Below are 26,022 nucleotides of genomic sequence, written 5' to 3' on the forward strand. Positions count from 1 at the left end.
TATAAAAAGAAAGAGGTTGTCCTAACATGTCGGACAACCTCTCTATCATTACGATAATACAGCTTTAATTTTTTGGAATGCCCACTCTAAATCTTCTTCAGAGATTACTAGAGGTGGTGCGATACGAATTACGTTTTCATGTGTTTCTTTACATAGTAGACCAGCTGCTTTTAGTTGTTCACAGTAAGGACGAGCTGGTTCGTTTAATTCGATACCGATGAATAAACCTTTACCACGAACTTCAGTGATCATTGGGTTATCAATCTCTTTTAATTGCCCAACTAATTTTTCTCCTAATTGAAGAGAACGCTCTGTTAATTTTTCTTCTTCTAACACTTCAAGAGCTGCGATAGAAACAGCACATGCAAGTGGGTTACCACCGAATGTAGAACCGTGAGAACCTGGCTCGAATACGCCTAAAATGTCGCGGTTTGCTGCTACGCAAGAGATTGGGAATACACCGCCGCCAAGTGCTTTACCAAGTATGTACATGTCAGGAGTTACATTGTCCCAGTCACAAGCAAATACTTTACCAGTACGGCCTAAGCCAGTTTGGATTTCATCTGCTACAAATAAAACGTTTTCTTTTTTACATACTTCAAAAGCTTCTTTTAAGTAACCAGCTGGCGGGATGTTAATTCCTGCTTCACCTTGAATTGGCTCTAAAATGAATGCTGCTGTGTTTGGTGTAATTGCGGCTTTTAATGCTTCTAAATCACCGTAAGGAATTACAACGATGCCAGGAAGCATTGGACCGAATCCACGCTTGTACTCTTCGTTTGAAGACATAGAAACAGAACCCATTGTACGTCCGTGGAAGTTATCTTCACAAACGATGATTTCAGCGCGGTTTGCTTCTACTTTCTTCACATCATAAGCCCAGCGACGAACTGTTTTAATTGCAGTTTCAACAGCTTCAGCACCTGTATTCATTGGAAGTACCATTTCTTTATTAGTTAGTTTCGCAACTTTTTCGTACCAAGGACCTAATTGATCGCTATGGAAAGCACGAGAAGTTAACGTAACACGATTAGCTTGGTCAATTAAAGCGTTAATAATTTTCGGGTGACGATGACCTTGGTTTACTGCAGAATATGCACTTAATAAGTCCATATAGCGGTTTCCTTCAGGATCTTCTACCCAAACACCTTCTGCTTTAGAAATAACGATTGGAAGTGGGTGATAGTTATTTGCTCCGTATGTGTCTGTAAGTTCGATAATATCCTTAGTTTGAATCATGATTGTTCCCCCTTTTGTTATTACAAGAAGTTTGTAAATACTCTAAATATTATATCATTTAAATGTAAAAAAGCGAAACATTTCCTGAAAATAAATGAACATGTTATCATATAGAGTGAAAAAGTGTGAAAAGAGGAGGTAAGGGATACGATGGTACATATGCATATTACAGCATGGGCGTTAGGTTTAATTTTATTTTTCGTTGCGTATTCACTTTATTCAGCGGGAAGAAAAGGTAAAGGTGTACATATGGGGCTTCGCCTAATGTATATCATCATTATTGTGACAGGCTTCATGTTGTACATGAGTATTGTGAAGACAGCAACAGGTAGCATGCACATGTGGTACGGCCTGAAAATGTTAGCTGGTATTTTAGTTATCGGCGGAATGGAAATGGTTCTTGTAAAAATGAGCAAAAACAAACCAACAGGGGCGGTTTGGGGCTTATTTATTGTTGCGCTAGTAGCAGTATTATACTTAGGACTGAAATTGCCACTTGGCTGGTACGTATTCAAATAAAAATAAAACCACCTTATAATCTCAAAGACTTGGGAGATAAGGTGGTTTTTATTTTTTATGTCGCATCGATATGCAACTCTTCTCCATTTACTTTCGTAAAACGGAACATATTTTTATTTGACGTAGTGTGACGTACGAAATGGTGCTGCAGTGTACAGATCATTTCGTCGTTATCAAACAAAAGAATATTTACTCCTTCGCGTGACTCCTCTTTCGGTAAGAAGGATAAATAATTATGACAATACATGCAATCATATAAAGAGTAGTGAAGTGATTGCAATGATTCAGTTAATAATGCGAAGACAGAGTCAGGTAATTCCTCGAGCCATTCATTATAGCTAAGAAGTAACTTTTTTCGAATACGTACCATTTCACCATTTTGCAAATGGTGTTGCTCGTTGGCGATTTGTAATACATCTTGTTCATAGAAACGGGCTGGTAACCAATTGTTATTATACAAAATTTCAAACCCATCTTCGGCAATATCTTCTAATAGAAACGCTTCATCATTTTCATCATCAAAGAATACCCATTCATTGTTTATATATTCTACATTACCGACTGTATGAGCACGGGGCTGGTTATATAAAATATGTTTACGTTGTATCATATACGATTTCTCCTTTATGAAAAGTAGTTATTCCTGTTATAGACAGTTCATGCGTTCTTTATAACTAGACACATCTAGACATAGGTGGGCATACAATAAAACACGTTTTACTGAGTGAGAATGCTATTCCATATGTGGATAGTAGGTTATCGTCAAGTTTTTCATTTTTTGATCCGCACTCTTAGGGTGGGGATTACTGCACGTTCAAGAAAAGAAATAAGATGGAAGGATGATTTATATGTGCGGGATTACAGGATGGGTGGATTATAAACGCTCATTAGAAGGAGAAAGAGATGTCGTTACGAAGATGGCTGAGACGTTAGCGAAGCGGGGGCCGGATGATAATAAAGTTTGGATTAAAGGAAATGTCGCATTTGGGCATAAACGGTTAATCGTTGTAGACCCTGAGGGCGGTAAACAGCCGATGACTTGTTTAAAAGATGAAACGAATTACGCCATTTGCTATAACGGTGAACTTTATAACACAGAAGACATTCGAAAGGAATTATTAAGAAGAGGGTATACGTTCAAAGGTCATTCTGATACAGAAGTATTATTAGCTTCTTATATTGAATGGAAAGAAGAATGTGTCGATCATTTAAACGGTATATATGCGTTTGCAGTATGGGACGAACAGAAAGAACAAGTATTTATTGCGAGAGATCGATTAGGTGTAAAGCCACTTTTTTATAAATATGATAGCGGACGCTTACTATTTGGTTCGGAGTTAAAAGCGATATTGTCGCATCCAGATGTGAAGGCGGAAGTAACATTAGAAGGGTTATCAGAAATATTCGGACTCGGACCGTCAAGAACGCCTGGCCACGGTATTTATGCTGGTATAAAAGAATTACGTCCAGGTCATGCGATGACATTTTCAAAGAACGGTTTATGTATATGGAGATATTGGAATGTAGAAAGTAAAAAACATGAAGACTCTTTTGAAGAAACAGTAGAGAAAACGCGCTTTTTACTACAAGATGCCATTACAAGACAGCTTGTTTCTGATGTACCACTATGTACCTTTTTATCAGGTGGTGTAGATTCGAGCGCTATTACAGCTATTGCGGCGAAAGAATACGAGAGATCAGGAAAAGGACAATTACACACGTATTCAATTGATTACGAAGATAATGACAAATACTTTAAAGCGAATGCGTTTCAGCCAAATTCAGATGCTCCGTTTATTAATTTGATGACAGAGACGTTTCAAACAACTCATCATCGTTGCGTCATTTCGAATGAAAAACTAGCAGAGTATTTAACGGAGGCGGTACTCGTTCGTGATTTGCCTGGTATGGCAGATATCGATTCGTCATTATTATGGTTTTGCCGCGAAATTAAACAAGATTTTGTCGTCGGCTTATCTGGAGAATGTGCAGATGAAATATTTGGTGGATATCCGTGGTTTTATAGAGAAGATGATTTACAATCGAGTGCATTTCCATGGATGCGTTCTACAGAAGCGCGTGAACAACTTCTAAAAAAAGAATGGAGAAATAAATTAAATTTACAACAATATGTACAAAGGCGTTATGAAGAGTCGATTCAAGAAGTTCCTATTTTAGAGGGGGAAAGTCCGCTAGAAGCAAAAAGACGCCAATTATTTTATTTAAATATGGTATGGTTTATGACAACATTATTAGACAGAAAAGACCGCATGAGTATGGGGGCAAGCTTAGAAGTACGTGTTCCATTTGCAGATCATCGTCTTGTCGAATATGCGTGGAATATTCCTTGGGAAATGAAAATGTATAAAAACCGCGAAAAAGGTCTATTACGTAAAGCGTTAGAAGATGTGCTTCCGCATGACATCTTATATAGAAAGAAGAGCCCGTATCCGAAAACGCATAATCCGCACTATACGAAAGCGGTCACAGTATGGCTGCAAGATTTATTAACAGATAAAGGTTCAATTTTACACGAACTATTTGATAAAGAGCAGTTGAGCGGATTGATTCAGTCTGGCGGCAGTGCATTTCAATCACCTTGGTTCGGGCAATTAATGACAGGTCCTCAACTTTTAGCTCATTTAGCACAAATTCACGTTTGGTTTAAAGAGTATGGGGTAAATATTAGGGAATAAGGGAAAAGCGACTTACTTTTATGTAAGTCGCTTTTTATTAAAGAAATTGTCAAATGAAATTAAAAATCATATTAGAAAAAATACTTATTTAGAATGATTATCTTTACGTACTTATTGTTGTTTGCTATAATTGGAAACAAATGTTCTTGAAAAAGATTCTCATTTATAAAATTGAGGTGTTATATAGATGACAAAGAAAAAAATAGGTTTACTCGTAATGGCGTATGGAACGCCAGAATCATTAGATGATGTAGAAGCGTACTACACACATATTCGCCACGGTCGTAAACCTTCCAAAGAGGCACTCCAAGATTTAATCGAGCGCTATAAAGCGATTGGTGGAATTTCGCCGCTTGCAAAAATTACGAAAGAACAGGCGCATAAATTAACAGATTCAATGAATAACATATTTACAGAGTATGAATTTACTTGTTACTTAGGTTTAAAACATATTGCACCATTTATAGAAGATGCGGTAGAAGAAATGAAGCGTGATAGGATTGAGCAAGCGATTAGTATCGTATTAGCGCCACATTACTCTACATTTAGCATTAAAGCGTATAATGACCGTGCTATTCGTCTTTCGCAAGAAATTGGTGGTCCTGTTATTGAACCAATTGAACAATGGTATGATGAACCGAAATTTATTTCGTATTGGGCAGACCAAATAAAAGAGACGTTTACAGAAATTGATAATAAAGAGAAAGCAGTCGTAATTTTTTCAGCGCATAGTTTGCCAGAAAAAATTATTGCAACAGGAGACCCATATGTAGAACAACTAAAGCATACGGCAGATTTAATTGCAGAAGCTGCAAATATTCAAAACTATACAATCGGTTGGCAAAGTGCTGGGAATACTCCAGATCCGTGGATTGGTCCAGATGTGCAAGATTTAACGAAAGATTTATATGAAGAGCATGGGTACGGATCTTTCGTATATTGCCCAGTTGGTTTTGTAGCGGAGCATTTAGAAGTTTTATATGACAACGATTATGAATGTAAAGTTGTAACGGATGAATTAAATGCCAAATATTTCAGACCAAATATGCCGAATGCAAAATCTGCATTTATCGACTGTTTGGCTGAAATTGTTTCCAAAAAAGTGAAGGAAATAGTTGACAAAGATTTAGTTTTGAATAATAATTAATTTATAATGATTTTAAATAAATAATGATTACTACGAAAGAAAGAGGAGGATCCCCCTAGATGAATCCAAATAATCGCTTAACAACAAACCAAGGTGCTCCAGTTGGAGACAACCAAAATTCTCGTACGGCTGGTCGTCGTGGACCAGTATTATTAGAAGACTATCATTTAGTAGAAAAACTTGCGCACTTTGATCGTGAACGTATTCCGGAGCGTGTTGTGCATGCACGTGGTGCAGGTGCTCACGGTGTATTCGTAACGAAAAATAGTATGAAGCAATATACGAAAGCAGCATTTTTACAAAATGAAGGAACTGAAACGCCTGTATTTGTTCGTTTTTCAACGGTTATTCATGGTCAAGGTTCTCCTGAAACAGCACGTGACCCACGTGGGTTTGCTGTTAAATTTTATACAGAAGAAGGAAACTACGATATCGTAGGTAATCATTTACCAGTTTTCTTCATTCGTGATGCAATTAAATTCCCTGATATGGTACATTCCTTAAAACCAGCACCTGATACGAATATTCAAACGCCAGATCGTTATTGGGATTTCATGACGTTAAGTCCAGAATCTACACATATGATGACATGGGTATTTTCTGATTACGGTACACCAGCAAGCTATCGTGAAATGGAAGGTTTCGGCGTCCATTCATTTAAATGGATTAATGAAGAAGGCAAAATTGTTTATATTAAATACCACTGGAAACCACAGCAAGGTGTACGTAACTTAAATGCGAAAGAAGTGCAAGAAGTACAAGGGAAAGACTTCAATCATGCAACTCGTGACTTGTTCGATGCAATCGAAAAAGGAAATTACCCAAAATGGGATTTACACGTACAAGTTATGCAATTAGATGAAATGGACTCTTTAGACTTTGATCCACTAGATCCAACGAAAGTATGGCCAGAAGATCGCTTCCCATTAATGGAAGTAGGGACAATGACGTTAAATCGTAATCCGAAAAACTTCTTTGCAGAAGTAGAGCAAGTAGCGTTCTCTCCAAGTGCAACTGTAAATGGTATTGAGCCATCGGAAGATAAATTATTACAAGGTCGTTTATTCTCTTACCCAGATACACAGCGTTATCGTCTTGGTGCAAATTACTTACAAATTCCTGTAAACTGCCCATACGCAGCTGTTCAGAATCAACAACGTGATGGTGCGATGCAAGTGAATCAAAACCCATCTACAATCAACTACGAACCGAGTCGTCATGCAGAGAATCCAGTTGAAGACAAAGCTTACCGCGATTCAACTATGAAAGTAGAAGGCTATGTATCTCGTGAAAAAATTGAGAAACCAAATGACTTCAAACAAGCAGGTGAGCGTTACCGTTCGTTCTCTAAAGAAGAGCAAGATAACTTAATTGCAAACTTAACAAATGATCTAAAAGACGTAAATGAACGCACAAAATTATTAGCTGTTTGTAACTTCTTCCGTGCAGATCAAGAATACGGTATGCGTTTAGCGCAGGCATTAAATGTTGATATTACGCAATATGTAGGAAATGCTCCGAAATAAATAGGAAAAGACGACCGGGCTTCGGTCGTCTTTTTTATGTGTAAAGTTACACGCGGGTATTCTTCAGTTTCGTTATGTCGGAATTTGTTGGTAAATCGATATCTTGTGTCGAAACGTTGATATATTGAAAGAAACAATCGATATATTTGAAAAATCGTTGATATATCCAAAAAACCGTTGATATATTTACGTTTATACTAGGTGGGGTATGTTGCCTAGTACGCAAAAAAAGAGATGCAATCTATTACTAATAGATTGCATCTCTTTTTTAGTTTGCTCGCTCTGCATGTTCATAAGCCTTCTCACCATGCATTGAAATATCAAGACCCATGTGTTCTTCATGTTCATCTACTCGAACAGGGAGGAAGAAGTTGATCGCTTTAATAATGGCATACGTCATGATGATTGTGAATGCATATGTTGCGCCAATCGCTATAAGTTGTTTAAACAGTAACGCGGCGTTTCCGTAAAACAATCCGTTCGCACCATCCCCGTTTACGGTAGTAGTTGCAAATAGTCCTGTTGCAATACCGCCCCAAGTTCCTCCGATGCCGTGGCATCCAAAGGCATCAAGTGTATCGTCATACCCAAATTTTGTTTTTAAGAAGAAAACGGCGCCAAAGCATAATATGCCACCAATTGCTCCGATAAGAAGGGCGTAGAAAGGTGTAACGAACCCGCAAGCTGGTGTAATAGCGACTAGACCAGAAACAACTCCGCAAGCAGCTCCCATTGCGGTCGGTTTTGATTGGAAGAACCATTCAGAAAGCATCCAAGTTAGAGCGGAGGCAGCGGCGGCTATATTTGTATTAATAAATGCAGTTAAAGCTACGTCGTTTAAGGATAATGCGCTGCCGACGTTAAAACCGAACCAGCCAAACCATAATAAACCTGCTCCTAACATTGTAAATGGCAAATGGTGAGGAGAAGAATCATTTATGTTTTTTCGTTTTCCAAGGAAAATAGCTAATACAAGACCAGCAACTCCGGAAGTGATGTGAACGACGTTTCCGCCAGCGAAGTCTAGTGCACCAAGTTCCCTTAGCCACCCGCCGACGCCCCATACCCAATGAGCGACAGGATTGTAAACAATCGTTGTCCATAGAAGGATAAAAATAAGAAAGGCAGAAAATCGCATTCTTTCAGCAAATGCACCTGAAATTAAAGCTGGAGTTAAAATGGCGAACATGAGTTGAAACATCATGAATAAATTGTGAGGAATAGTAGATGAGTAGTCTGGATTTGGTGCGTAGGTAACTCCGTTTAGACCGAACCAATCAAGTGTACCGATAAGCCCGTGCCAATCTGGTCCGAATGATAAAGAATAGCCGATAACAATCCATTGAATCGAAACGATAGCCATTGCACTATAACTATGCATCGTTGTACTGAGTACATTTTTGCTGCGAACCATACCTCCATAAAAAAGTGCCAATCCTGGTGTCATCAACATGACCATTACTGTCGTCACAAACATAAAAACTGTATCTCCCATATTCATGAGCTCTCCTCCTATAATGTTAGAAAAAATAACATAGTTTTGTTATGTTTCATATCATATTCGAAAAGGAACTAAAAATCAACTAAAAATTCAGAAAAATATATACATGATGTTAGAAAATGTAACATAGATTATTTTGTGAGGATTGAAATCGACATATGCGTTTCTCTCGGATAATTGGTATAATATTCTTACAATTAAAAACTTGGGGGATGCGTGTGGGAAAAATACGGACTAGGAAACTATTCATTTGTTTTTGCTTAGCTTTTGTTTTGTTTGTACCAATACATACTTTTGCAGACGAAAAAAGAGAGTGGAAAGATGAAGTTATATACTCCATTATGATTGATCGCTTCAATAATGGAGAACCGAAAAATGACAAACAATTAGAAGTTGGTAATTTAGAAGGGTATCAAGGCGGGGATATAAGAGGAATTATAAAAAGGTTGGATTACATAAAAGAAATGGGTTTTACTACCGTTATGCTTTCGCCGCTTTTTGAAAGTGGAAAGTACGATGGATTAGACGTGCGAAATTTTAAAAAGGTAAATGAACATTTCGGGACAGACAATGATGTGAAAGAACTTGTAAAAGAAGCTCATGCAAAAGGAATGAAAGTTGTATTTCAATTTCCGCTTGGAGAAAACGAACGACAGGTAATTGACGCAATGAAATGGTGGATAAAAGAAGTTGATTTAGACGGAAGTTATGTTATACATAGTGAAAAAAAGCCGCGTTCCTTTTGGGATAACGCGCAAAAAGATATGCAAGTGATAAAGAAAGATTTTCGTATTATGACAAAGGAGGATAGCGAATACAACGAAAAAATAGTAGAATCGTTTTCCGAAGCGGATGTATCGGTGAAATCGTTATACGATGTGAGTAAAAAAGAAGGGGACTTTGTTACGTTTTTAGATGATCAAGAAACAAAAAGATATGCACGTATTGCAAAAGAAAATATGTATTATCCGCCATCACGTTTAAAACTGGCGCTTACTTATTTGTTAACATCACCTGGGATTCCGAATTTTTATTACGGAACTGAAATTGCATTAGATGGAGGAAGTGTACCCGATAATAGACGATTAATGGATTTTAAGTCAGACGAAAAATTTATGCAGCACATAACAAAACTAGGTGAACTTAGGCAGGCGAGACCGTCTTTACGACGCGGTACGTTTGAGCTTCTGTATGATAAGAGCGGGATGAGCATACTAAAACGAAAATATAAAGATGAAGTAACTTTAGTAGCAATTAATAATACGAAAGAAACACAAAAAGTCTCCTTACCTGCAAGTGCAATTGGTGAAAAACAAGAGTTAAGAGGATTGTTGCAGGATGAAATTATAAGAGAGGAAAACGGGAAATTTTATCTCGTTTTAAAGCGTGAAGAATCAAACGTGTATAAAGTTAACGGAGAAACAGGTGTGAATTGGTTATTTATCTCCTTAATCGTTGGTGTAAATGTATTATTTATTGCGTTTTTAATTGCGGTTAAAAGGAAACGTAGATGAGAAGTTGCTCGTTCTATGTTCATGTCTTCTTATTGTATTTGTAAGTTTGTTCGGTGGGCAATAGTGTTATTCTGTTGATATGAAATTTCTTAAGAGAAACGATACGAAAATGAAAACTTCTCTAATGAGAGGGGGATTTCAGGTTAGGGAGAAAAAGCCTTCTTCCTAACCTGTTTTTGTGTCCATACGGATAGAGAAAGGCCTTTGAAATAAACAATAGTTGCATCTTTATTAAAAATTTATGCTTCTTTTTAACTCCATCCAAATATAATTAAAATTAAGATGGTTCAAGTCGGAGGAAGGCGCTTTGAGGTGTCTTTTTTTATGACTTTTATCATTAACTATTTAATGTTTTTTTAAATGATTACATGACATAGTTTTTTTGTACCAAGCTTTGTTGATACAGTTAGACTTATCCGTTAGTGAATTCGCATTATTAGAACATCCTACAGTATTTAGGGAGAATGTGGCCAATAAAAACCATAGTATTAATTTCTTCATATAACCACTTCTAACTCTTTTTTAATTAACATTTTTTAAGTTCCTTATTAATTTTACAATACATTAAAGGTTGGGAAATATTCTTATACTCATAAATTGTTACGTTTTGGCGGGGGGAGGAATTATGAGTTACAGCGATTTTTAAGATGACTTTGGTCTAGGGTGTAGTTACTAAGAAAAGTAATTCAAATCGAAGGGGGAAACGTCTTGAGGTGTCTTTTTCTTATTTTCAATAAGGTCTGCTAAATACATGTATAAAACAAATTCTACAATAAGGCCTAGTTTAATCATACGGTCACTTGTAAAGTATGCGTATGGTTAGACCCTGTTCACTTAGCGATTTTCACCGCATATACCTTTTTCTATAGTTTGTTCTCGTAATATTGTCTCTACAAGACAAAAAAGAAAACTCCTCTAATTAAGAGGAGTTTTCTTTTTAGCGGTAGTTAATGAACTGTACGTCGATTGGTAAATCAGCGCTACGAACAGCTGCGATTACTGCTTGTAAGTCATCACGGCTTTTTGCTGTAACACGTACTTGATCATCTTGTACTTGTGTTTTTACTTTTAATTTCATTTCTTTAATGATGTTGTTAATTTTTTTCGCGTTATCTTTATCGATACCTTGTTGAAGTGTTGCGCGTTGGCGAACAGTGTTGCCAGTTGCAGCTTCAACTTTTCCGTAATCTAAGTTCTTAATTGGAACGTTACGTTTTACAAGTTTAGAGATAAGAACGTCTTTTACTTGCTCTAATTTAAACTCGTCATCAGAAGTTAAAACAAGTACTTCTTTTTCTAATTTAATATCACTTTTACTTCCTTTAAAGTCATATCGGTTTTGGATTTCTTTTAATGCGATATTAATTGCGTTTGTTACTTCAGGTAATTCTACTTTCGAAACGATGTCAAAAGAACTATCTTTTGCCATAGTTAGCACCTCCAAATAAATTTCTAATCTTTTTATGTACTGTACATACTAAAGTATAGCTGAAAACGAGTCTAGACTTAAGTGTTTTCGTACTTATATTCATGTAACCTCATTTTATTATAGTGAATTTTGGGCAGTTGGACAAATATAAGAAAAATCATGTTATAATTAACTTTTGTTTGGAATGATAAAAAAGATAATTTTATATATATAGAAGGGAATTAAAAAATATGTATTTGCAAATAGGATCGATTGAACAGGTAACTGTTTTACGCGAAACGGAAATCGGATATATGGTTGGGAATGAAGAAGAAGAAATTTTCCTACATAAAAACGAAGTGGCTGGAGAAATTGAAGAAGGCGATACGATTGATGTATTCTTATACCTTGATCACCAAAATCGTATTTCAGCAACAATGAAGGAACCGATTATTACAACTTATGATTGGAACTGGGTAAAGGTTGTAGAAGTTATTCCTAGTTTAGGTGTGTTTGTTGATATTGGTGTGTCAAAAGATATACTAATTCCAGCTGATGAGTTCCCGATTTATATGCCGGTATGGCCAGAAGTAGGCGACGAATTATATTGTACGTTAAAATTAACGAATCGTGATCGTTTAATTGCTCTTCCGGCAAGAGACAGTGATATGCAAGAAATTATCGTAGATGCAACGCCATCTATGCGTAATAAAAACGTAAACGGACGTGTATATCGTTCACTTCAAGTTGGTTCATTCATACTAACGGATGAGCATTTCCGTGCTTTCCTACACCATACAGAAAGAAAAGAACAAGTCCGCATCGGTCAGCGTGTAACGGGCCGTATTATTGACGTAAAAGATGACGGTACAATTAACATTTCACTTCTTCCTCGTAAAGAAGAAGGAATGGAAGATGATGCTGCAGTAATTTATGCATATATGGAAGAACGAGGCGGAGCAATGCCGTTTTGGGATAAGAGCCATCCAGAAGATATTAAAGAACGCTTTAACATGAGTAAAGCTGCATTTAAGCGCGCACTTGGTAAGTTGATGAAAGAAGAAAAGGTTTACCAAGAAGAAGGTTGGACGTACTTTAAGAAATAAGATGAAAGATTAAAAAGCACACCCTTATCTAAAAAGATAAGGGTGTGCTTTTTTTAATTTCCTTGCGGAGAAACAAGAGTAAATGTATCTTTCAAATCACTATCATTTATTTTAATATTTGCCTTTTTTAATTCCTCTTGTAACAATTTTTTGCTGAATACAGGATCAGCAGTACGTTCTTCCTCTAAGTTTTTGCGAATAGAGTTTTTTACCTCATCGTAAGGTTTTAAATCTTTTTTATCAGTTAATTTAATAACGTGATAACCGTTTGATGATTTTACGGGATTGCTAATTTGTCCAACATTTAGTTTGTAGGCAGCCGTTTCGAATTCAGGAGCCATTGTACCTGAATTGAAGTATCCAAGGTCTCCGCCTTTATCTTTTGATAGTAGATCTTGTGATTCTTGTTTTGCTAATTCTTCAAATGAAGCACCAGCATCTAGTTTACTCTTTATTTCTTTCGCTTCATTTTCGTCACTTACTAAAATGTGACTCGCTTTAATTTCTGGCTTATAGTGGTCTTTTACGTCTTTCTCTGTAATGCTTTTCTTAATCGCTTCATTCATAGCAAGTTTGAACTTAATTTGATTTTTAAAATCCTCTTCATCTTTTAAACCATTATTTTCTAATACTTTTTTGAATTGATCTCCATATTGTTTTTTTACCTTTTCTACTTCTTTATTTACCTCTTCATCAGATACTTTATATTTTTTTGTGATGACGTCTTGTGCCATCATTTCGTATAGCATGTCTTTTCCGTAACGATCTTTCAATTGTTTTTCGAAGTTATCCTTTGTAATGGTCGAGTCTGTTGCTGTAGCGACTGTAGCTGAGCCGTTTTTTTGTCCGCAAGCAGATAACATCAATATACTTATTAGTGCAGTAATAATGAAAATATGTTTCCCTCTCATGCCAACACCTCATCCGAATATGTTATCGCTATTGTAGAATATAGAAGTGAACATGAAGTGAATTTTTAATGTTTTTTTCCTTTAAAATGTAAAAAAGTACATCAACATAATTGTTGATGTACGATGGAATCAAAGGTGATCGGTCTTTTTAGAGTATGCACGTTTACCTTGCTGAATATTTTTTTGCTCTTGCTCATTTTTTTGTGTGCGTTTTGCGTTATTATCGCGTGCTTTTTTGTCGTTATCACTCGTATGTGGCATATGTATCAACTCCATTTCTAAACGTTGTACGTTTATCATTTCCTTTTTCGTAAAGACTATGTATAGCGGTGCATTTATGAAGGGTAAAGGTGGATTCGAAATGGATTTGAAGTTGAATTATACTGAACTTATAAAGAAGTTAATCGTTGTAATCATCGCAGGTTTATTAAACGCGATTGGGATGAATTTATTTTTAACACCAGCAAAAGTGTATGCGAGCGGCTTTGCTGGATTGTCTCAATTATTATCGCAAATATTAGGTGATTTTTTATCGATTCACATATCTACGGGAGTATTGTTTAGCTTATTTAATATTCCTGTCGTTATTTTAGCGTGGAAAAAGGTTGGAAAGGCCTTCACCTTTTTTAGTTTTCTTTGTGTTATATTTATGACTCTGTTTCTAGAAATCATCCCTGTTAGAGCGGTTTCGAATGATATCATATTAAATGCGATTTTTGGCGGGATTATTTCGGCAATTGGAGTAGGGATTGCTTTAAAGTGGGGTGCTTCTACAGGTGGATTAGATATTATCGCCATGATTTTATCAAAAATAAAAGATAAGCCTGTCGGTACATACTTTTTCTTTTTTAATGCAATTATCATTATCGCTGCTGGCTATGTATATGGATGGGAAAAAGCGTTGTATACGCTAGTGACTTTATATGTATCAACGAGAATTATTGATGCAATTCATACTCGTCATGTAAAGATTACAGCATTAATTGTTACGAAGAATGGGGCAGACGTAAGAAAGGCGATTCACTCGCGATTAGTAAGAGGGATTACAACGATACCAGCAACAGGTGCTTATACGAATGAAAATAAAGAAATGTTAATGATGGTTATTACCCGTTACGAGTTATACGAATTAGAGAGGATTATTAAACAAGTGGACCCAGGTGCATTTACAAATATACTGCAAACAGTTGGGGTGTTCGGATTGTTTCGGAAAGATTAAAGAGGACCAAAGTTGGTCCTCTTTTTTAATGTAAATTCGTGATGTTTTGCAATTGCTCTTGCATTTCACGGAGCTGAACTTTTTCAGCAGTTGAAGAGTTTGCGTAAGCGGATTGCAAAGCATTTTTTGCTCTATACACGAGATCTTGTTGCTCAGTACCGCTTGAACAAGATACGGCATTTTTAACAGCATCTCTAGCTTGTTGGAATAGTAAGTTCCCCATTTAAACCCCTCCAAAAGAAGAGTTACTTCTTGCTTTTTCTGCCTCAGCTAATGTACCTCTGTACGGGAATCTTGCATCATGCTTCATAACAGCATCGGCTCCTTGTTGGATAAAACGTTTTGATTTGTTCTTTTTACCCATTCGAAAAACCCCCTTTATTTAGCTGAAAACAATCGACGCAATGTCTCATGCGTCTACTTATAGTATGGACATTTGGCAGGAAACTATAAGTAGGGAATTTTTAGATTACAACCCAAGAACCTCTTCTAAATATAAAGCAATACCATCTTCTTCGTTCGTTAACGTCGTATGGTTTGCGAGTGATTTTAATTCAGGGATGGCATTTCCCATTGCGATGCCGTGACCAGCAAATTCAATCATTTCAAAATCATTATCTTCATCACCGAAAGCGATAATTCGCTCTTGTGGAATGTTGTAATGACTAGAAATTTTTTGTAATCCAACTGCTTTATTTAATCCGCTTTTCACAATTTCAATAATCGGCCAAGGTGCGCCCCATTTTCTATGGTCGATTACTTCCGCATGCATATCCGTTAAATGTTGACGAATTGCAGTAGAATGCTCGTCATGTGCGTCAATTAATAAGCAAGTTGGATGATCGTTTAAAATATTTAATAAGTCTCCGGTAAAAATCTTAGGAGAGCCGAATTCGAAAATATGTTTTTTATCTTCATCAATTTCACGAACATACACATCGTCCATTACTTCCGCGTATATATTTTTTACGCCAAAATCAAAGCAAGCTCGGACAATTTCTTGCGCTGTTGCTAGCTCAAGAGGAGAGTGATGTGTTCCCCAGTTTGAATCACGAGGATGATGTACGTAAGCGCCGTTAAAGTTTACGATAGGTGTGTTAAGATCAAGTTCTTTATAGTAATCGTAACTAGCACGGAATGGACGTCCTGTTGAAATAACAACAATATGTCCCTGTTCCTTTGCTTTTGCAATTGTATGTTTCGTTCGAGTGGAAATTATTTTGTTGTCTGTTAATAAAGTGCCGTCTAAGTCTAATGCGATTAAATGTTGTTTGTTCATAATTTCACCTCTTATAATAATTTTTTTGTATCTATCTGTATTTCCGTTTTTAATATGCAGAAATAAGAGGTTAGACTCGGTGGAATCACCATAGATGGAAATTTCACTATATATCCATCTTACGTCTCAAAGTGCTGTGGTGTCTACTATTTATCGTTGGAAATTAAGAAAAGTCAACATCTTTTTAGAAAGTTCAAACAATGTTTCTTTCATTATGTACAAATTGTGAAAAGGGTTACATTGCTCGTGTGATGAGGCATATAATGAACATGTAATCTTCTCGTATATGTTTGACTCTCCTTTGAAACTAGCCTAGAGTAGGTTGGTTTCTTTTTTTTCTACAAGTAGGAAAGAAATCCCTGCTTACGCTTGTGTCATTCATATATATGTACAAGAATGAGATGTAGTACTGTTTCCTAAACATGACAGAAAAGCTTTCTTTTAAAATGGATATACTAATGAGGCAAGACGTCATGGAAGGAGAATGAAGATGGGACAAAATCGCAGGTTTCGTTCTGGACAAAAAGCGCCGAATGATGGCATTTACGTAGAAATTGGTGAAACGGGAAGTATGGTGAAAGATCCGCAAATGGTGAAATTAACTGCCGGTGAAAAGTTTCCGGATAACACGAATCATAACCGCCAGTGGACATATAAAAGAAAACCGTAACAGAAGCCGCAATCATTATTGCGGCTTTTTTGTCGTTATACATTGTAATTTCATTTACCGTATTTTTTAGCAGTATAATGAATGCTCTCTTTTTCTTTTTCAAATAATAAGTTTGAAAATACATAGGCAAAATTATTGTATAAAAAAGTCAGTTGGCGTATAATCAAATCAAAGGTCAAAGAAAGTCAAACTTTTGGAGGGCTGTAAAGATGGACTTAAATCAAATGACAACAAAAACACAAGAGGCGATTATGAGTGCCCAATCTTTAGCGGTATCTCATCATCACCAAGAGGTGGATACTGTTCATCTATTACTTGCATTATTAGAAGAGCAAGATGGATTAGCAGTACGTATATTTCAAAAAATGAATGTTGATATAGAAGCATTAAAGCAAGGTGCAGAAAGTTTAATTAAAAAGAAACCTTCTGTAACGGGGAGCGGTGCAGAAGTTGGAAAATTGTATGTAACGAGCGCTCTGCAACAACTGCTTGTAAGAGCAGGGAAAGAAGCAGAAAAACTGCAGGATGATTACATTTCAGTAGAACATGTATTGCTTGCTTTTTCTGAAGAAAAAGGCGATATAAATCAATTATTTACAAGATTGCATATTACGAAAGATAACTTATTACAGTCTTTAATGACAGTTCGGGGGAATCAAAGAGTGACTAGTCAAAATCCAGAAGCAACTTATGAAGCGTTAGAAAAATATGGCCGTGATTTAGTGGCGGAAGTGAGAGCAGGGAAAATCGATCCTGTAATCGGCCGTGATAGTGAAATACGACGTGTAATCCGTATTCTTTCACGTAAAACGAAAAACAATCCGGTTTTAATTGGGGAGCCAGGTGTTGGTAAAACAGCAATCGTTGAAGGATTAGCACAGCGTATTGTGAAAAAAGATGTACCTGAAGGATTGAAAGATAGAACGATTTTTGCGTTAGATATGAGTGCACTCGTAGCAGGTGCGAAATTCCGTGGTGAGTTCGAAGAGCGTCTGCAAGCTGTATTAAATGAAATTAAAAAGAGTGAAGGACGCATTTTATTATTCATTGATGAACTTCATACAATAGTTGGAGCTGGTAAAACAGAAGGAGCCATGGATGCAGGAAATATGTTAAAACCGATGCTTGCGCGTGGTGAACTGCATTGTATCGGGGCGACGACGCTCGATGAATATCGCAAATATATTGAGAAAGATCCAGCGCTAGAAAGACGTTTCCAACAAGTATTAGCAGAAGAACCAACTGTTGAAGATACAATTTCAATTTTACGTGGATTAAAAGAACGCTTTGAAATTTATCACGGTGTAAATATTCATGACCGTGCGATTGTAGCAGCGTCAGTTTTATCAGATCGGTATATTTCAGATCGATTCTTACCTGATAAAGCAATTGACCTTGTTGATGAAGCGTGTGCAACAATTCGTACAGAAATCGATTCTATGCCAACAGAATTAGATGAAGTAACGCGCCGCATTATGCAGCTGGAAATTGAAGAAGCGGCTCTTGGAAAAGAAACGGATCGTGGTAGCCAAGAGCGTCTAAAAACATTGCAACGTGAATTATCGGATTTAAAAGAAGTTGCAAGTGGTATGAGAGCGAAATGGGAGAAAGAAAAAGAAGAAATTCACAAAGTTCGTGACTTACGTGAACATTTAGAACGTCTGCGTCGTGAATTAGAAGAAGCAGAAGGTAATTACGATTTAAATAAAGCAGCCGAACTTCGTCACGGAAAAATTCCAGCAATTGAAAAAGAGTTAAAAGAAGCGGAAGAAATGGGCGCGCATAATAAACAAGAAAATCGTTTATTACGTGAGGAAGTAAGTGAAGAAGAAATTGCAGATATTGTTTCACGCTGGACTGGTATTCCTGTTGCGAAACTCGTGGAAGGTGAACGCGAGAAATTATTACGCTTAGAGCAAATCTTATCAGAGCGTGTCATCGGACAAGAGGAAGCAGTAAGCTTAGTGTCAGACGCAGTTCTTCGTGCTCGCGCTGGTATTAAAGATCCGAACCGCCCGATTGGTTCTTTCATCTTCTTAGGACCAACAGGTGTTGGTAAAACAGAACTTGCAAAAACGCTAGCCCAGTCTTTATTCGATAGTGAAGAGCAAATGATTCGCATTGACATGTCTGAGTATATGGAGAAACACGCAGTGTCACGCTTAATTGGTGCACCTCCTGGATATGTAGGATATGAGGAAGGTGGTCAATTAACTGAAGCGGTAAGACGTAAACCATATTCCGTTGTTTTATTAGATGAAATTGAAAAAGCACATCCAGAAGTATTCAACATTTTATTACAAATGTTAGATGATGGGCGCATTACAGATTCGCAAGGTCGTACAGTGGACTTTAAAAATACAGTTATTATTATGACTTCAAATATCGGATCTGCTCATTTACTAGATGGATTAGAAGAAGATGGTTCGATTAAAGAGGAATCAAGAGACCTTGTAATGGGACAATTAAGAGGACATTTCCGCCCTGAATTTTTAAACCGTGTTGATGAAATTATTTTATTCAAACCTCTTACAACGAATGAAATTAAAAGCATTGTTGATAAAATTGTAAAAGAACTACAAGGTCGTCTAGCTGACCGTCACATTACAGTAGAATTAACAGATGCAGCAAAAGAATTTGTTGTGGAAGCTGGTTTCGACCCAATGTACGGAGCTCGTCCATTAAAACGATACGTACAACGTCAAGTGGAAACGAAATTAGCACGAGAATTAATTGCAGGAACAATTACTGACAATAGTCACGTAGTTGTTGATGTAGAAAATAACGAATTAGTCGTTCATGTGAAATAAAAATAAAAAAAGAGTTCGGATAAAATCCGGACTCTTTTTTTAGTGTTGTTCTACTGGCTCGTTTGGAATTGCAGCTGAAATTGCGAGTACTAACACAGCAAGAACAACTGAGAAAATAGACGCTTGGTTAAAGTCGTATGTACCGCCAGTCATAGAGCCGATTACATAGCTCATCATATGTACAAGTAAGAACGACCAAATTAATGCCCAAATGAAACGCATATTTTACACCTCTATTCGTTCAATCTGTCCTTATTGTAACACAATTGAAAAAAGAATATAGAAAAATATTTGTAGATTTTTCAACGCAAATTTGCATTCCGTTCATACATTATAAAAGAGTGGTTTTATATGTTTAGAAAATAAGGCGGGGGAAAAATGAGTATTACGGAACGTTTTTTTTACTTAGAAAAAGAACCATGTGTCATTTATTTACCGGAGAAGCCAAATGGATTTTCTGTAATGCTTCTTGGTGATTACAACTACTTTATTGAGAATGGTACAAGTTTATGGACACAGCATGCGGGTAGATCTTATTTTTTACATGGCCTTATTGAGCAAGGCTACACTGTCTTTTCTTCTAATTTATACGGAAGACATTGGGGAAACGACCAATCTGTTCGTCTAGCAAAACGTTTATATGACGTTGTGTTGAGAAAAGAGACATTGAATGCGAAAATGCACATTATGGCAGATGGTATGGGAGCACTTGTAGCACTTGAAATGATGAACAAATATCCTGAGTGTATACGCTCTGTCATTATGTTAAATCCGTGTTTAGATTTACCAGAATATGTGGAGTTTGAGAAAGAGCATAAGTTTTTTTACAAGAGACTGGTGAAGGAATTAAGTTTGGCGTATGATTCCAAAGAAGAAGAATTAGAATTAAAAATAAATAAGAAATCATTTACGCTTCTTCCATCTTGTGTACCTGTTAAAATTTTCGTATCAACACAAGAAAAAAGAGGAAGAAAACAGCAGTTGCGTAGATATGAGAAAATGAGGCAACTAAATCAATGTGATACTTCTGTCTTGTTCCATCTGCAAGATGTGAAATATAAAATGGTTAGGCAAACGACCGATTTCTTTAAAAAATATGAAGAAGAATTATGAAGCTCCCATATACATAAATGAGGAGCTATTTGTTTCAGAGGGAAAGGGTTGGTGGTATGGAACGCGTGCTGATAATAGGTGCACTTACGTTTGTAGGTTATCACCTTGTAAATAAAATGATTGCAGAAGAAGTGGAAGTCTATGGTCTTGATTTTGATGAATTCGATAGTATGACCAAAATTAATGAAGAGAAGTTATTATTAATTGGGCGAAATGCGTTATTTACGTATTATTCGATAAGAGATGAAGATGGATGGAGATCGGTTGAGGAAGAGAGATTCGATACTGTTTACTTTTGCTTATATGAGCCAAATCAGCAAAGTGGATTTCGGAATGAAAGAGTCATATTACAATATTTAAAGCGAATTATAAGAATGTGTGAAGAACAAAAAGTGAAGTTAAATTTAATTTCTTCTATTGAAGTAGGAAGTACAGATGAATCCGAAAATAAGCGCCTATTTTTGAAAGTAGAAGAAGGATTGAAAAAAGGGAATTTACAATATAGTGTATTTCGAGTTCCAACATTATATGGACCGTGGCAACCGTCCTTTATGATGTTTCATCAGCTTATTTTATCAGAATTAGTTGAAAAAGAGTGCCGTTGTACGATTGAGGAAAAGGGGAATGATTTACTTTACGTTGAAGATGTATGTGAATACTTATGGGAACATGGAACGAACGGGGCGCATCTTGGTATATACAATTTACTTAGTGGTAAACAGTCATTATGGGAAAAAGGTATGAATCTTTTACGCGCGGATGATAAAGTAAATAAAAATAATAGCGAAGTAAGAGATGAGGCTATCGAAGTAATTTCGATAAAAAGAAATACTCCGTTAGAATACGGTTTAAATAAGCAACTGGCACACATGAAAAAATATAAAGAGTTATACGAAGGGTAGTACGCGTGTTACACTATTGTATGTGAAAGTTTTAATGGAGAGGAAGAGTATAATATGAACGAAAAAAGCATGCAGTTTTTACAAATCGCAATGAAGCATTTACCGGAAGCAAAGGCAATTTTAGATGATAATGGAATTGCACTTGATATGGAGAAGGCACAGCCGGTGTTAGAGTTGTTAATGAAAGTTATGAACGAGGCTTATGAGCTCGGGAAAGCAGATAAAGAATAAAAAGCATCTTTTTAGATGGAAGAGAGGCTCGAACCGTGAACAGAAGCGGTTTGAGTCTTTTTATATTTGAGAGGTATGTTTCTGTTTCTTTTAATGAAAAATAAAGTGGATAATGCGTTAGCTTTCTGTTTTATGCGAAATATATTCTAGACAAAAATACATTTATGTTTTAAAATTAGTACCAAGTCATAATAATTGATATAAAACGGAGGGCTGCGATGTGAACGTGGGCATTTTAGGGATCGGAAGATATGTGCCAGAAAAAGTAGTCACAAATCACGATTTAGAAAAAATAATGGATACATCCGATGAATGGATTCGTACGAGAACGGGAATTGCAGAAAGACGCATTGCCGATGATACAATAGATACTTCATATATGGCCGTAGAGGCTGCAAAAAAAGCACTTGAAGATGCAGGGGTTAGCGGAGAAGATATCGATCTTATTTTAGTGGCGACAGTAACACCAGATCGTGCGTTTCCAGCAGTAGCTTGTGTCATTCAAGAAGCGATTGGAGCGAAACATGCAGCTGCAATGGATGTAGGTGCAGCATGCGCTGGTTTTATGTACGGAATGATTACAGCGCAGCAATTTATTCAAACGGGGACTTATAAAAACGTATTAGTAGTTGGTAGTGATAAGCTATCTAAAATTGTAGACTGGAATGATCGAAATACAGCGGTATTATTTGGAGACGGAGCCGGTGCTATCGTAATGGGAGCAGTTTCAGAAGGAAGAGGCGTTCTATCTTTCGAATTAGGAGCAGACGGAAGCGGCGGTAAGCATCTATATCAAGACGAGTATGTTATGATGAATGGCAGAGAAGTCTTTAAATTTGCCGTTCGTCAACTTGGTGAATCTTGTCTTCGCGTGCTGGATAAGGCTGGTCTTACAAAAGAGGATGTGGATTTCTTAGTACCGCATCAAGCGAATATTCGTATTATGGAATCTGCAAGAGAGAGATTAAATTTGCCACAAGAAAAAATGAGTATGACAATTGAAAAGTTTGGTAATACATCGGCTTCTTCAATTCCGATTGCAATGGTAGAGGAATTGCAAAATGGACGTATTCAAGATGGTGATTTAATTATACTTGTTGGTTTTGGTGGCGGATTAACATGGGGAGCAGTCGCTCTTCGTTGGGGTAAATAAGGACTGAGAGAAAAAAAGGAGTGTATTTTGTATGGAAAAAAAGAGGGTCGTAATTACAGGACTAGGAGCTGTTACACCGGTCGGAACAGATGTTGAAACAGCATGGGAAAACATTAAAAAGGGTGTATCTGGAATCGGACGACTTACAAGAATTGATCCGGAACTATTTCCAGCAAAAGTAGCAGCAGAAATTAACGACTTTGAAGTCGAGAAATATATTGATAAAAAAGAAGCGCGCCGTATGGACCGCTTTACACAATATGCAGTAGCAGCAGCGAAAATGGCAGTTGCAGATGCAAAGCTTGAAATTACAGAAGAAAACGGACCTCGAATTGGTGTATGGATTGGATCAGGTATTGGCGGTATGGAAACATACGAAGAACAATTTAAGATTTTTACTGAGAAAGGCCCACGCCGCGTGAGCCCATTCTTCGTACCGATGATGATTCCGGATATGGCAGCAGGTCAAGTATCAATCGCAACAGGAGCAAAAGGAATTAACACTTGTTCTGTAACGGCTTGTGCATCTGGTGCAAACTCAATTGGTGATGCATTTAAAGCAATTCAGCGTGGTGATGCTGATGCAATGATTACAGGCGGAGCAGAAGCACCGCTAACAAGTATGGCATTCGCAGGATTTAGCTCAGCGAAAGCATTAACATTTAATGAAGACCCAGCAACGGCTTGCCGTCCATTTGATAAAAATCGTAGCGGTTTTGTAATGGGTGAAGGCTCAGGTATTCTAATTCTTGAAGAATTAGAGCACGCATTAGCGCGTGGTGCTCACATTTACGCGGAAATTGCTGGTTATGGTGCAACTGGAGATGCGTTCCATATTACAATGCCTGCTCCTGGTGGTGAAGGCGGAGTGCGTGCAATGCGTCAAGCTTTAGCTGATGCAGGCCTACAGCCAGAAGATATTGATTACATTAATGCGCATGGTACAAGTACGGATGCGAATGAAAAATATGAAACGATGGCAATTAAAGAAACTTTCGGTGAGCACGCGTATAAAGTAGCGATTAGCTCAACGAAATCAATGACAGGTCACTTATTAGGAGCAGCTGGTGCTGTTGAAGCGATTTTCTCTATTAAATCAATTACAGACGGAGTAATTCCGCCAACAATTAACTATGAGACACCAGATCCAGAATGTGACTTAGATTACGTACCGAATCAAGCGAGACACCAAGAAGTAAACGCGGTGTTAAGTAATTCATTAGGATTCGGTGGTCATAACGCAGTATTAGTATTTAAATCGTATAAATAATAGATAAAATAAGGAGTTTTTTCGCAATATATTGCGAAAAAACTCCTTATTTATTTTTACGCCTTTTTCTCCTGTAGCATATACATAAGAAAAAGGAGGGATAAAGATGGGGATTGTTGAAACAGCTGAATGGCTACATTTATATTATGGGCGGCCAGAAAAACTTTGTGAGAAATTTACGAAGTATATTCCGTTGCCAAAAGAAAGGTTGTATCGCTTTTTAATTTCAAAAGGGATGTATCGCCCGATCATGCGCGGAGAAAAGGAAATTAAAGAATTAGAGGAAAAGGAAATTTGGAAAGAATTGAGCCTGGAGTATGATAAACTGAAAAACTGGTTAAAAGGTCCAGATGTCCCTGTCTTTATTTTATTATCAGATTCCTATAATCGAACTGTACAAGAAGAGTATAACGGTAGGGCTGGATTATCTATGCGTCATGTTATTTTCTTATTCGTATGTGGACGGAATTCGGTAGAAGAATTAAAAGTGTTATTAGCGCATGAATATCATCACATATGCAGGTTACATCAAATTGAGACGAAAGAAACAGAATATACATTACTTGATACGATGATTATGGAAGGGCTAGCTGAACAAGCAGTAACAGAAAGGTATACAGAAAAAAACAATGCACCGTGGACGACGTATCTTTCAAAGGAAGAGGCTATTTATTATTGGAAAAATATTGTACATGAAAGAATAAGTATAAAACGAGGAACAAGGGAACATGACATCTTATTAAATGGCTTTCACTCTTATCCGAAGATGCTTGGCTATGCGCTTGGATTTCATATTGTCAAAGATTGTGTAACTTTGGAAGGAGAAGATACACTTTCTTTATTATCTATAGATGCAAAAGAAATATTGAATAAAGCAAGTACATTTCATATATAAAAAAACAGGATTTCTATTTCCTGTTTTTTTAGTATTAATAGAAGAAAAAATAATAATTAGAATATATTTCCTCAAGTGGAATAAAGTTAAGCAAAAATGAACATAATGATTGGTACAAACAGTAGTGAAGTGAGGGGTAGTGAATGTTATATCTACATGATGTATGGGTAAATTGGTTTGAAGGTGAAGAAAATGGGTATAACGTTTGTCATTTTTACGAATGGCGGAAAGATGATACGATTGAGCTATTAGATCAAGTGCCATTATTAAAAGTAGATGCCACATTATATCATTACATCGAGAACGAATTGTTAGAGCTTCCGCAAAAAATGCTGGAAGACGTACATCATAAGGCTTATATTCGTAAAAATCATGAACGTTTGCAGCAAGAGTATTGCTTTGTTGTTACAGATGGAAAAGGAATTATTGCGATTGACACAATTGGCTACAATGTACCAATTCGCAAAAGCAGACTTATACCACGCCAAGAGCAGATGGTATATGAGATGGTAGAAAACGTACAAGCAGAAAAGTATGAGTTCCAAGTAGAAGAAACAGAAAAAGAACATCACATTTTATCACCATCGCCTTTCATTATGAATGGCTTGACTCGTAAAGAAAGACAGCTAAAACAATTATTATTTATGGCGTTAGATCAATTACATACAACGAAAAATACAGCAGAAATTCGCTATTGGTTCACAGAGTGGGATCCATCAGCATATGGAATGGTTCAACATATGGAATTTGAAGATATTTGGGTTAAGCTGTATGATGAAGCGAAAACAGGCTGGTCTGATAAGCATGAACAATTATGCGAGCGTCTCGTAAAAGGACAGCCATTTTTTGAAAAGTTATGGGAAATGGAAAATGAGCAAAAGGTAAATTAAAAAACCGCCAATTGGCGGTTTTT

General features: G+C 36.7%; 26 protein-coding genes. 16 read left to right on the forward strand and 10 right to left on the reverse strand.

Annotated elements, in window-relative coordinates:
* Nucleotides 1-48: 48 nt before the first annotated feature.
* Nucleotides 49-1,239, reverse strand: coding sequence for an ornithine aminotransferase (gene rocD, locus HMPREF2590_RS11935; RefSeq protein WP_000616658.1), 1,191 nt, complete (start codon nucleotides 1,237-1,239; stop codon nucleotides 49-51).
* 150 nt (nucleotides 1,240-1,389) lie between these two features.
* On the opposite strand from rocD, the gene HMPREF2590_RS11940 reads away from it, so the two are divergent.
* On the forward strand, nucleotides 1,390-1,758 hold the full coding sequence (locus HMPREF2590_RS11940; RefSeq protein WP_000233495.1) for a YisL family protein: 369 nt from the start codon (nucleotides 1,390-1,392) through the stop codon (nucleotides 1,756-1,758).
* Between the two features lie 55 nt (nucleotides 1,759-1,813).
* Here the strand turns inward: HMPREF2590_RS11940 and HMPREF2590_RS11945 are convergent, their stop codons facing one another.
* Nucleotides 1,814-2,368, reverse strand: a complete 555-nt coding sequence (locus HMPREF2590_RS11945) for a DUF2777 domain-containing protein (protein WP_000616047.1) — start codon at nucleotides 2,366-2,368, stop codon at nucleotides 1,814-1,816.
* Between the two features lie 238 nt (nucleotides 2,369-2,606).
* Here HMPREF2590_RS11945 and asnB point away from each other — a divergent pair, with 238 nt between their 5' ends.
* The 3 genes from asnB to katB all read left to right on the forward strand — a co-directional run bounded on the left by asnB (nucleotide 2,607) and on the right by katB (nucleotide 7,127).
* Nucleotides 2,607-4,454, forward strand: coding sequence for an asparagine synthase (glutamine-hydrolyzing) (gene asnB, locus HMPREF2590_RS11950; RefSeq protein WP_000334002.1), 1,848 nt, complete (start codon nucleotides 2,607-2,609; stop codon nucleotides 4,452-4,454).
* A 187-nt stretch (nucleotides 4,455-4,641) separates the two neighbouring features.
* Nucleotides 4,642-5,601, forward strand: a complete 960-nt coding sequence (hemH, locus tag HMPREF2590_RS11955) for a ferrochelatase (protein ID WP_000162627.1) — start codon at nucleotides 4,642-4,644, stop codon at nucleotides 5,599-5,601.
* Between the two features lie 59 nt (nucleotides 5,602-5,660).
* Nucleotides 5,661-7,127: a catalase KatB gene (gene katB, locus HMPREF2590_RS11960; protein WP_001069181.1), complete on the forward strand. Its 1,467-nt coding sequence runs from the start codon at nucleotides 5,661-5,663 to the stop codon at nucleotides 7,125-7,127.
* Between the two features lie 268 nt (nucleotides 7,128-7,395).
* Here katB and HMPREF2590_RS11965 read toward each other — a convergent pair whose 3' ends face one another.
* Nucleotides 7,396-8,628, reverse strand: a complete 1,233-nt coding sequence (locus tag HMPREF2590_RS11965) for an ammonium transporter (protein WP_001055853.1) — start codon at nucleotides 8,626-8,628, stop codon at nucleotides 7,396-7,398.
* Nucleotides 8,629-8,786: 158 nt separating this feature from the next.
* Here HMPREF2590_RS11965 and HMPREF2590_RS11975 point away from each other — a divergent pair, with 158 nt between their 5' ends.
* Nucleotides 8,787-10,142, forward strand: coding sequence for an alpha-amylase family glycosyl hydrolase (locus HMPREF2590_RS11975; protein WP_002098723.1), 1,356 nt, complete (start codon nucleotides 8,787-8,789; stop codon nucleotides 10,140-10,142).
* Nucleotides 10,143-11,079: 937 nt separating this feature from the next.
* Here the strand turns inward: HMPREF2590_RS11975 and HMPREF2590_RS11980 are convergent.
* Nucleotides 11,080-11,571: a YajQ family cyclic di-GMP-binding protein gene (locus tag HMPREF2590_RS11980; protein ID WP_001040149.1), complete on the reverse strand. Its 492-nt coding sequence runs from the start codon at nucleotides 11,569-11,571 to the stop codon at nucleotides 11,080-11,082.
* A 230-nt stretch (nucleotides 11,572-11,801) separates the two neighbouring features.
* Between HMPREF2590_RS11980 and HMPREF2590_RS11985 the strand changes: the two genes are divergently transcribed.
* Nucleotides 11,802-12,656 (forward strand): CvfB family protein, encoded by an 855-nt coding sequence (locus tag HMPREF2590_RS11985; RefSeq protein ID WP_000281260.1) that lies wholly within the window; start codon nucleotides 11,802-11,804, stop codon nucleotides 12,654-12,656.
* 53 nt (nucleotides 12,657-12,709) lie between these two features.
* Here HMPREF2590_RS11985 and prsA read toward each other — a convergent pair whose 3' ends face one another.
* Nucleotides 12,710-13,567, reverse strand: coding sequence for a peptidylprolyl isomerase PrsA (gene prsA / locus HMPREF2590_RS11990; protein WP_001214216.1), 858 nt, complete (start codon nucleotides 13,565-13,567; stop codon nucleotides 12,710-12,712).
* A gap of 129 nt (nucleotides 13,568-13,696) precedes the next feature.
* Nucleotides 13,697-13,828: a DUF3941 domain-containing protein gene (locus HMPREF2590_RS11995; protein ID WP_001120851.1), complete on the reverse strand. Its 132-nt coding sequence runs from the start codon at nucleotides 13,826-13,828 to the stop codon at nucleotides 13,697-13,699.
* Between the two features lie 100 nt (nucleotides 13,829-13,928).
* On the opposite strand from HMPREF2590_RS11995, the gene HMPREF2590_RS12000 reads away from it, so the two are divergent.
* On the forward strand, nucleotides 13,929-14,786 hold the full coding sequence (locus HMPREF2590_RS12000) for a YitT family protein (protein WP_000364431.1): 858 nt from the start codon (nucleotides 13,929-13,931) through the stop codon (nucleotides 14,784-14,786).
* 25 nt (nucleotides 14,787-14,811) lie between these two features.
* Here the strand turns inward: HMPREF2590_RS12000 and HMPREF2590_RS12005 are convergent, their stop codons facing one another.
* The 3 genes from HMPREF2590_RS12005 to HMPREF2590_RS12015 form a co-directional block, all read right to left on the reverse strand.
* Nucleotides 14,812-15,009: a DUF3813 domain-containing protein gene (locus HMPREF2590_RS12005; RefSeq protein ID WP_000527410.1), complete on the reverse strand. Its 198-nt coding sequence runs from the start codon at nucleotides 15,007-15,009 to the stop codon at nucleotides 14,812-14,814.
* Complete coding sequence (locus HMPREF2590_RS12010) at nucleotides 15,010-15,150, reverse strand: hypothetical protein (RefSeq protein ID WP_000516816.1); 141 nt, start codon at nucleotides 15,148-15,150, stop codon at nucleotides 15,010-15,012.
* 105 nt (nucleotides 15,151-15,255) lie between these two features.
* On the reverse strand, nucleotides 15,256-16,065 hold the full coding sequence (locus tag HMPREF2590_RS12015; RefSeq protein WP_001041233.1) for a Cof-type HAD-IIB family hydrolase: 810 nt from the start codon (nucleotides 16,063-16,065) through the stop codon (nucleotides 15,256-15,258).
* A 490-nt stretch (nucleotides 16,066-16,555) separates the two neighbouring features.
* Here HMPREF2590_RS12015 and HMPREF2590_RS12025 point away from each other — a divergent pair, with 490 nt between their 5' ends.
* Nucleotides 16,556-16,735 carry a YjzC family protein gene (locus tag HMPREF2590_RS12025; RefSeq protein WP_000531421.1) on the forward strand — a complete coding sequence of 60 codons (180 nt, stop codon included), beginning with the start codon at nucleotides 16,556-16,558 and terminating at the stop codon, nucleotides 16,733-16,735.
* 209 nt (nucleotides 16,736-16,944) lie between these two features.
* Nucleotides 16,945-19,545 (forward strand): ATP-dependent chaperone ClpB, encoded by a 2,601-nt coding sequence (gene clpB / locus HMPREF2590_RS12030; RefSeq protein ID WP_000365404.1) that lies wholly within the window; start codon nucleotides 16,945-16,947, stop codon nucleotides 19,543-19,545.
* A 39-nt stretch (nucleotides 19,546-19,584) separates the two neighbouring features.
* Here the strand turns inward: clpB and HMPREF2590_RS12035 are convergent, their stop codons facing one another.
* Nucleotides 19,585-19,767 (reverse strand): YjzD family protein, encoded by a 183-nt coding sequence (locus tag HMPREF2590_RS12035; RefSeq protein WP_001211116.1) that lies wholly within the window; start codon nucleotides 19,765-19,767, stop codon nucleotides 19,585-19,587.
* 156 nt (nucleotides 19,768-19,923) lie between these two features.
* Here HMPREF2590_RS12035 and HMPREF2590_RS12040 point away from each other — a divergent pair, with 156 nt between their 5' ends.
* From HMPREF2590_RS12040 to HMPREF2590_RS12070, 7 genes are all read left to right on the forward strand, one after another.
* Nucleotides 19,924-20,658 carry a lipase family protein gene (locus HMPREF2590_RS12040; RefSeq protein WP_000028714.1) on the forward strand — a complete coding sequence of 245 codons (735 nt, stop codon included), beginning with the start codon at nucleotides 19,924-19,926 and terminating at the stop codon, nucleotides 20,656-20,658.
* A 29-nt stretch (nucleotides 20,659-20,687) separates the two neighbouring features.
* Nucleotides 20,688-21,560, forward strand: a complete 873-nt coding sequence (locus HMPREF2590_RS12045) for an NAD-dependent epimerase/dehydratase family protein (protein WP_001986101.1) — start codon at nucleotides 20,688-20,690, stop codon at nucleotides 21,558-21,560.
* A gap of 54 nt (nucleotides 21,561-21,614) precedes the next feature.
* Nucleotides 21,615-21,791 carry a ComZ family protein gene (locus tag HMPREF2590_RS12050; protein WP_001986215.1) on the forward strand — a complete coding sequence of 59 codons (177 nt, stop codon included), beginning with the start codon at nucleotides 21,615-21,617 and terminating at the stop codon, nucleotides 21,789-21,791.
* Between the two features lie 220 nt (nucleotides 21,792-22,011).
* Nucleotides 22,012-22,944: a beta-ketoacyl-ACP synthase III gene (fabH, locus tag HMPREF2590_RS12055; protein WP_001100533.1), complete on the forward strand. Its 933-nt coding sequence runs from the start codon at nucleotides 22,012-22,014 to the stop codon at nucleotides 22,942-22,944.
* 31 nt (nucleotides 22,945-22,975) lie between these two features.
* The gene (gene fabF / locus HMPREF2590_RS12060) at nucleotides 22,976-24,214 is read left to right on the forward strand and encodes a beta-ketoacyl-ACP synthase II (protein ID WP_000412656.1); all 1,239 of its coding nucleotides are present in this window, start codon (nucleotides 22,976-22,978) and stop codon (nucleotides 24,212-24,214) included.
* Between the two features lie 106 nt (nucleotides 24,215-24,320).
* Entirely contained in the window at nucleotides 24,321-25,109 is a 789-nt protein-coding gene (locus tag HMPREF2590_RS12065; RefSeq protein WP_000513282.1) for a DUF2268 domain-containing putative Zn-dependent protease, read from the forward strand.
* 143 nt (nucleotides 25,110-25,252) lie between these two features.
* Nucleotides 25,253-25,999: a YjbA family protein gene (locus HMPREF2590_RS12070; RefSeq protein ID WP_000966128.1), complete on the forward strand. Its 747-nt coding sequence runs from the start codon at nucleotides 25,253-25,255 to the stop codon at nucleotides 25,997-25,999.
* Nucleotides 26,000-26,022: the final 23 nt, after the last annotated feature.

It is taken from the genome of Bacillus sp. HMSC036E02 (assembly GCF_001836235.1).
In the GTDB taxonomy this organism is placed as follows: domain Bacteria; phylum Bacillota; class Bacilli; order Bacillales; family Bacillaceae_G; genus Bacillus_A; species Bacillus_A cereus.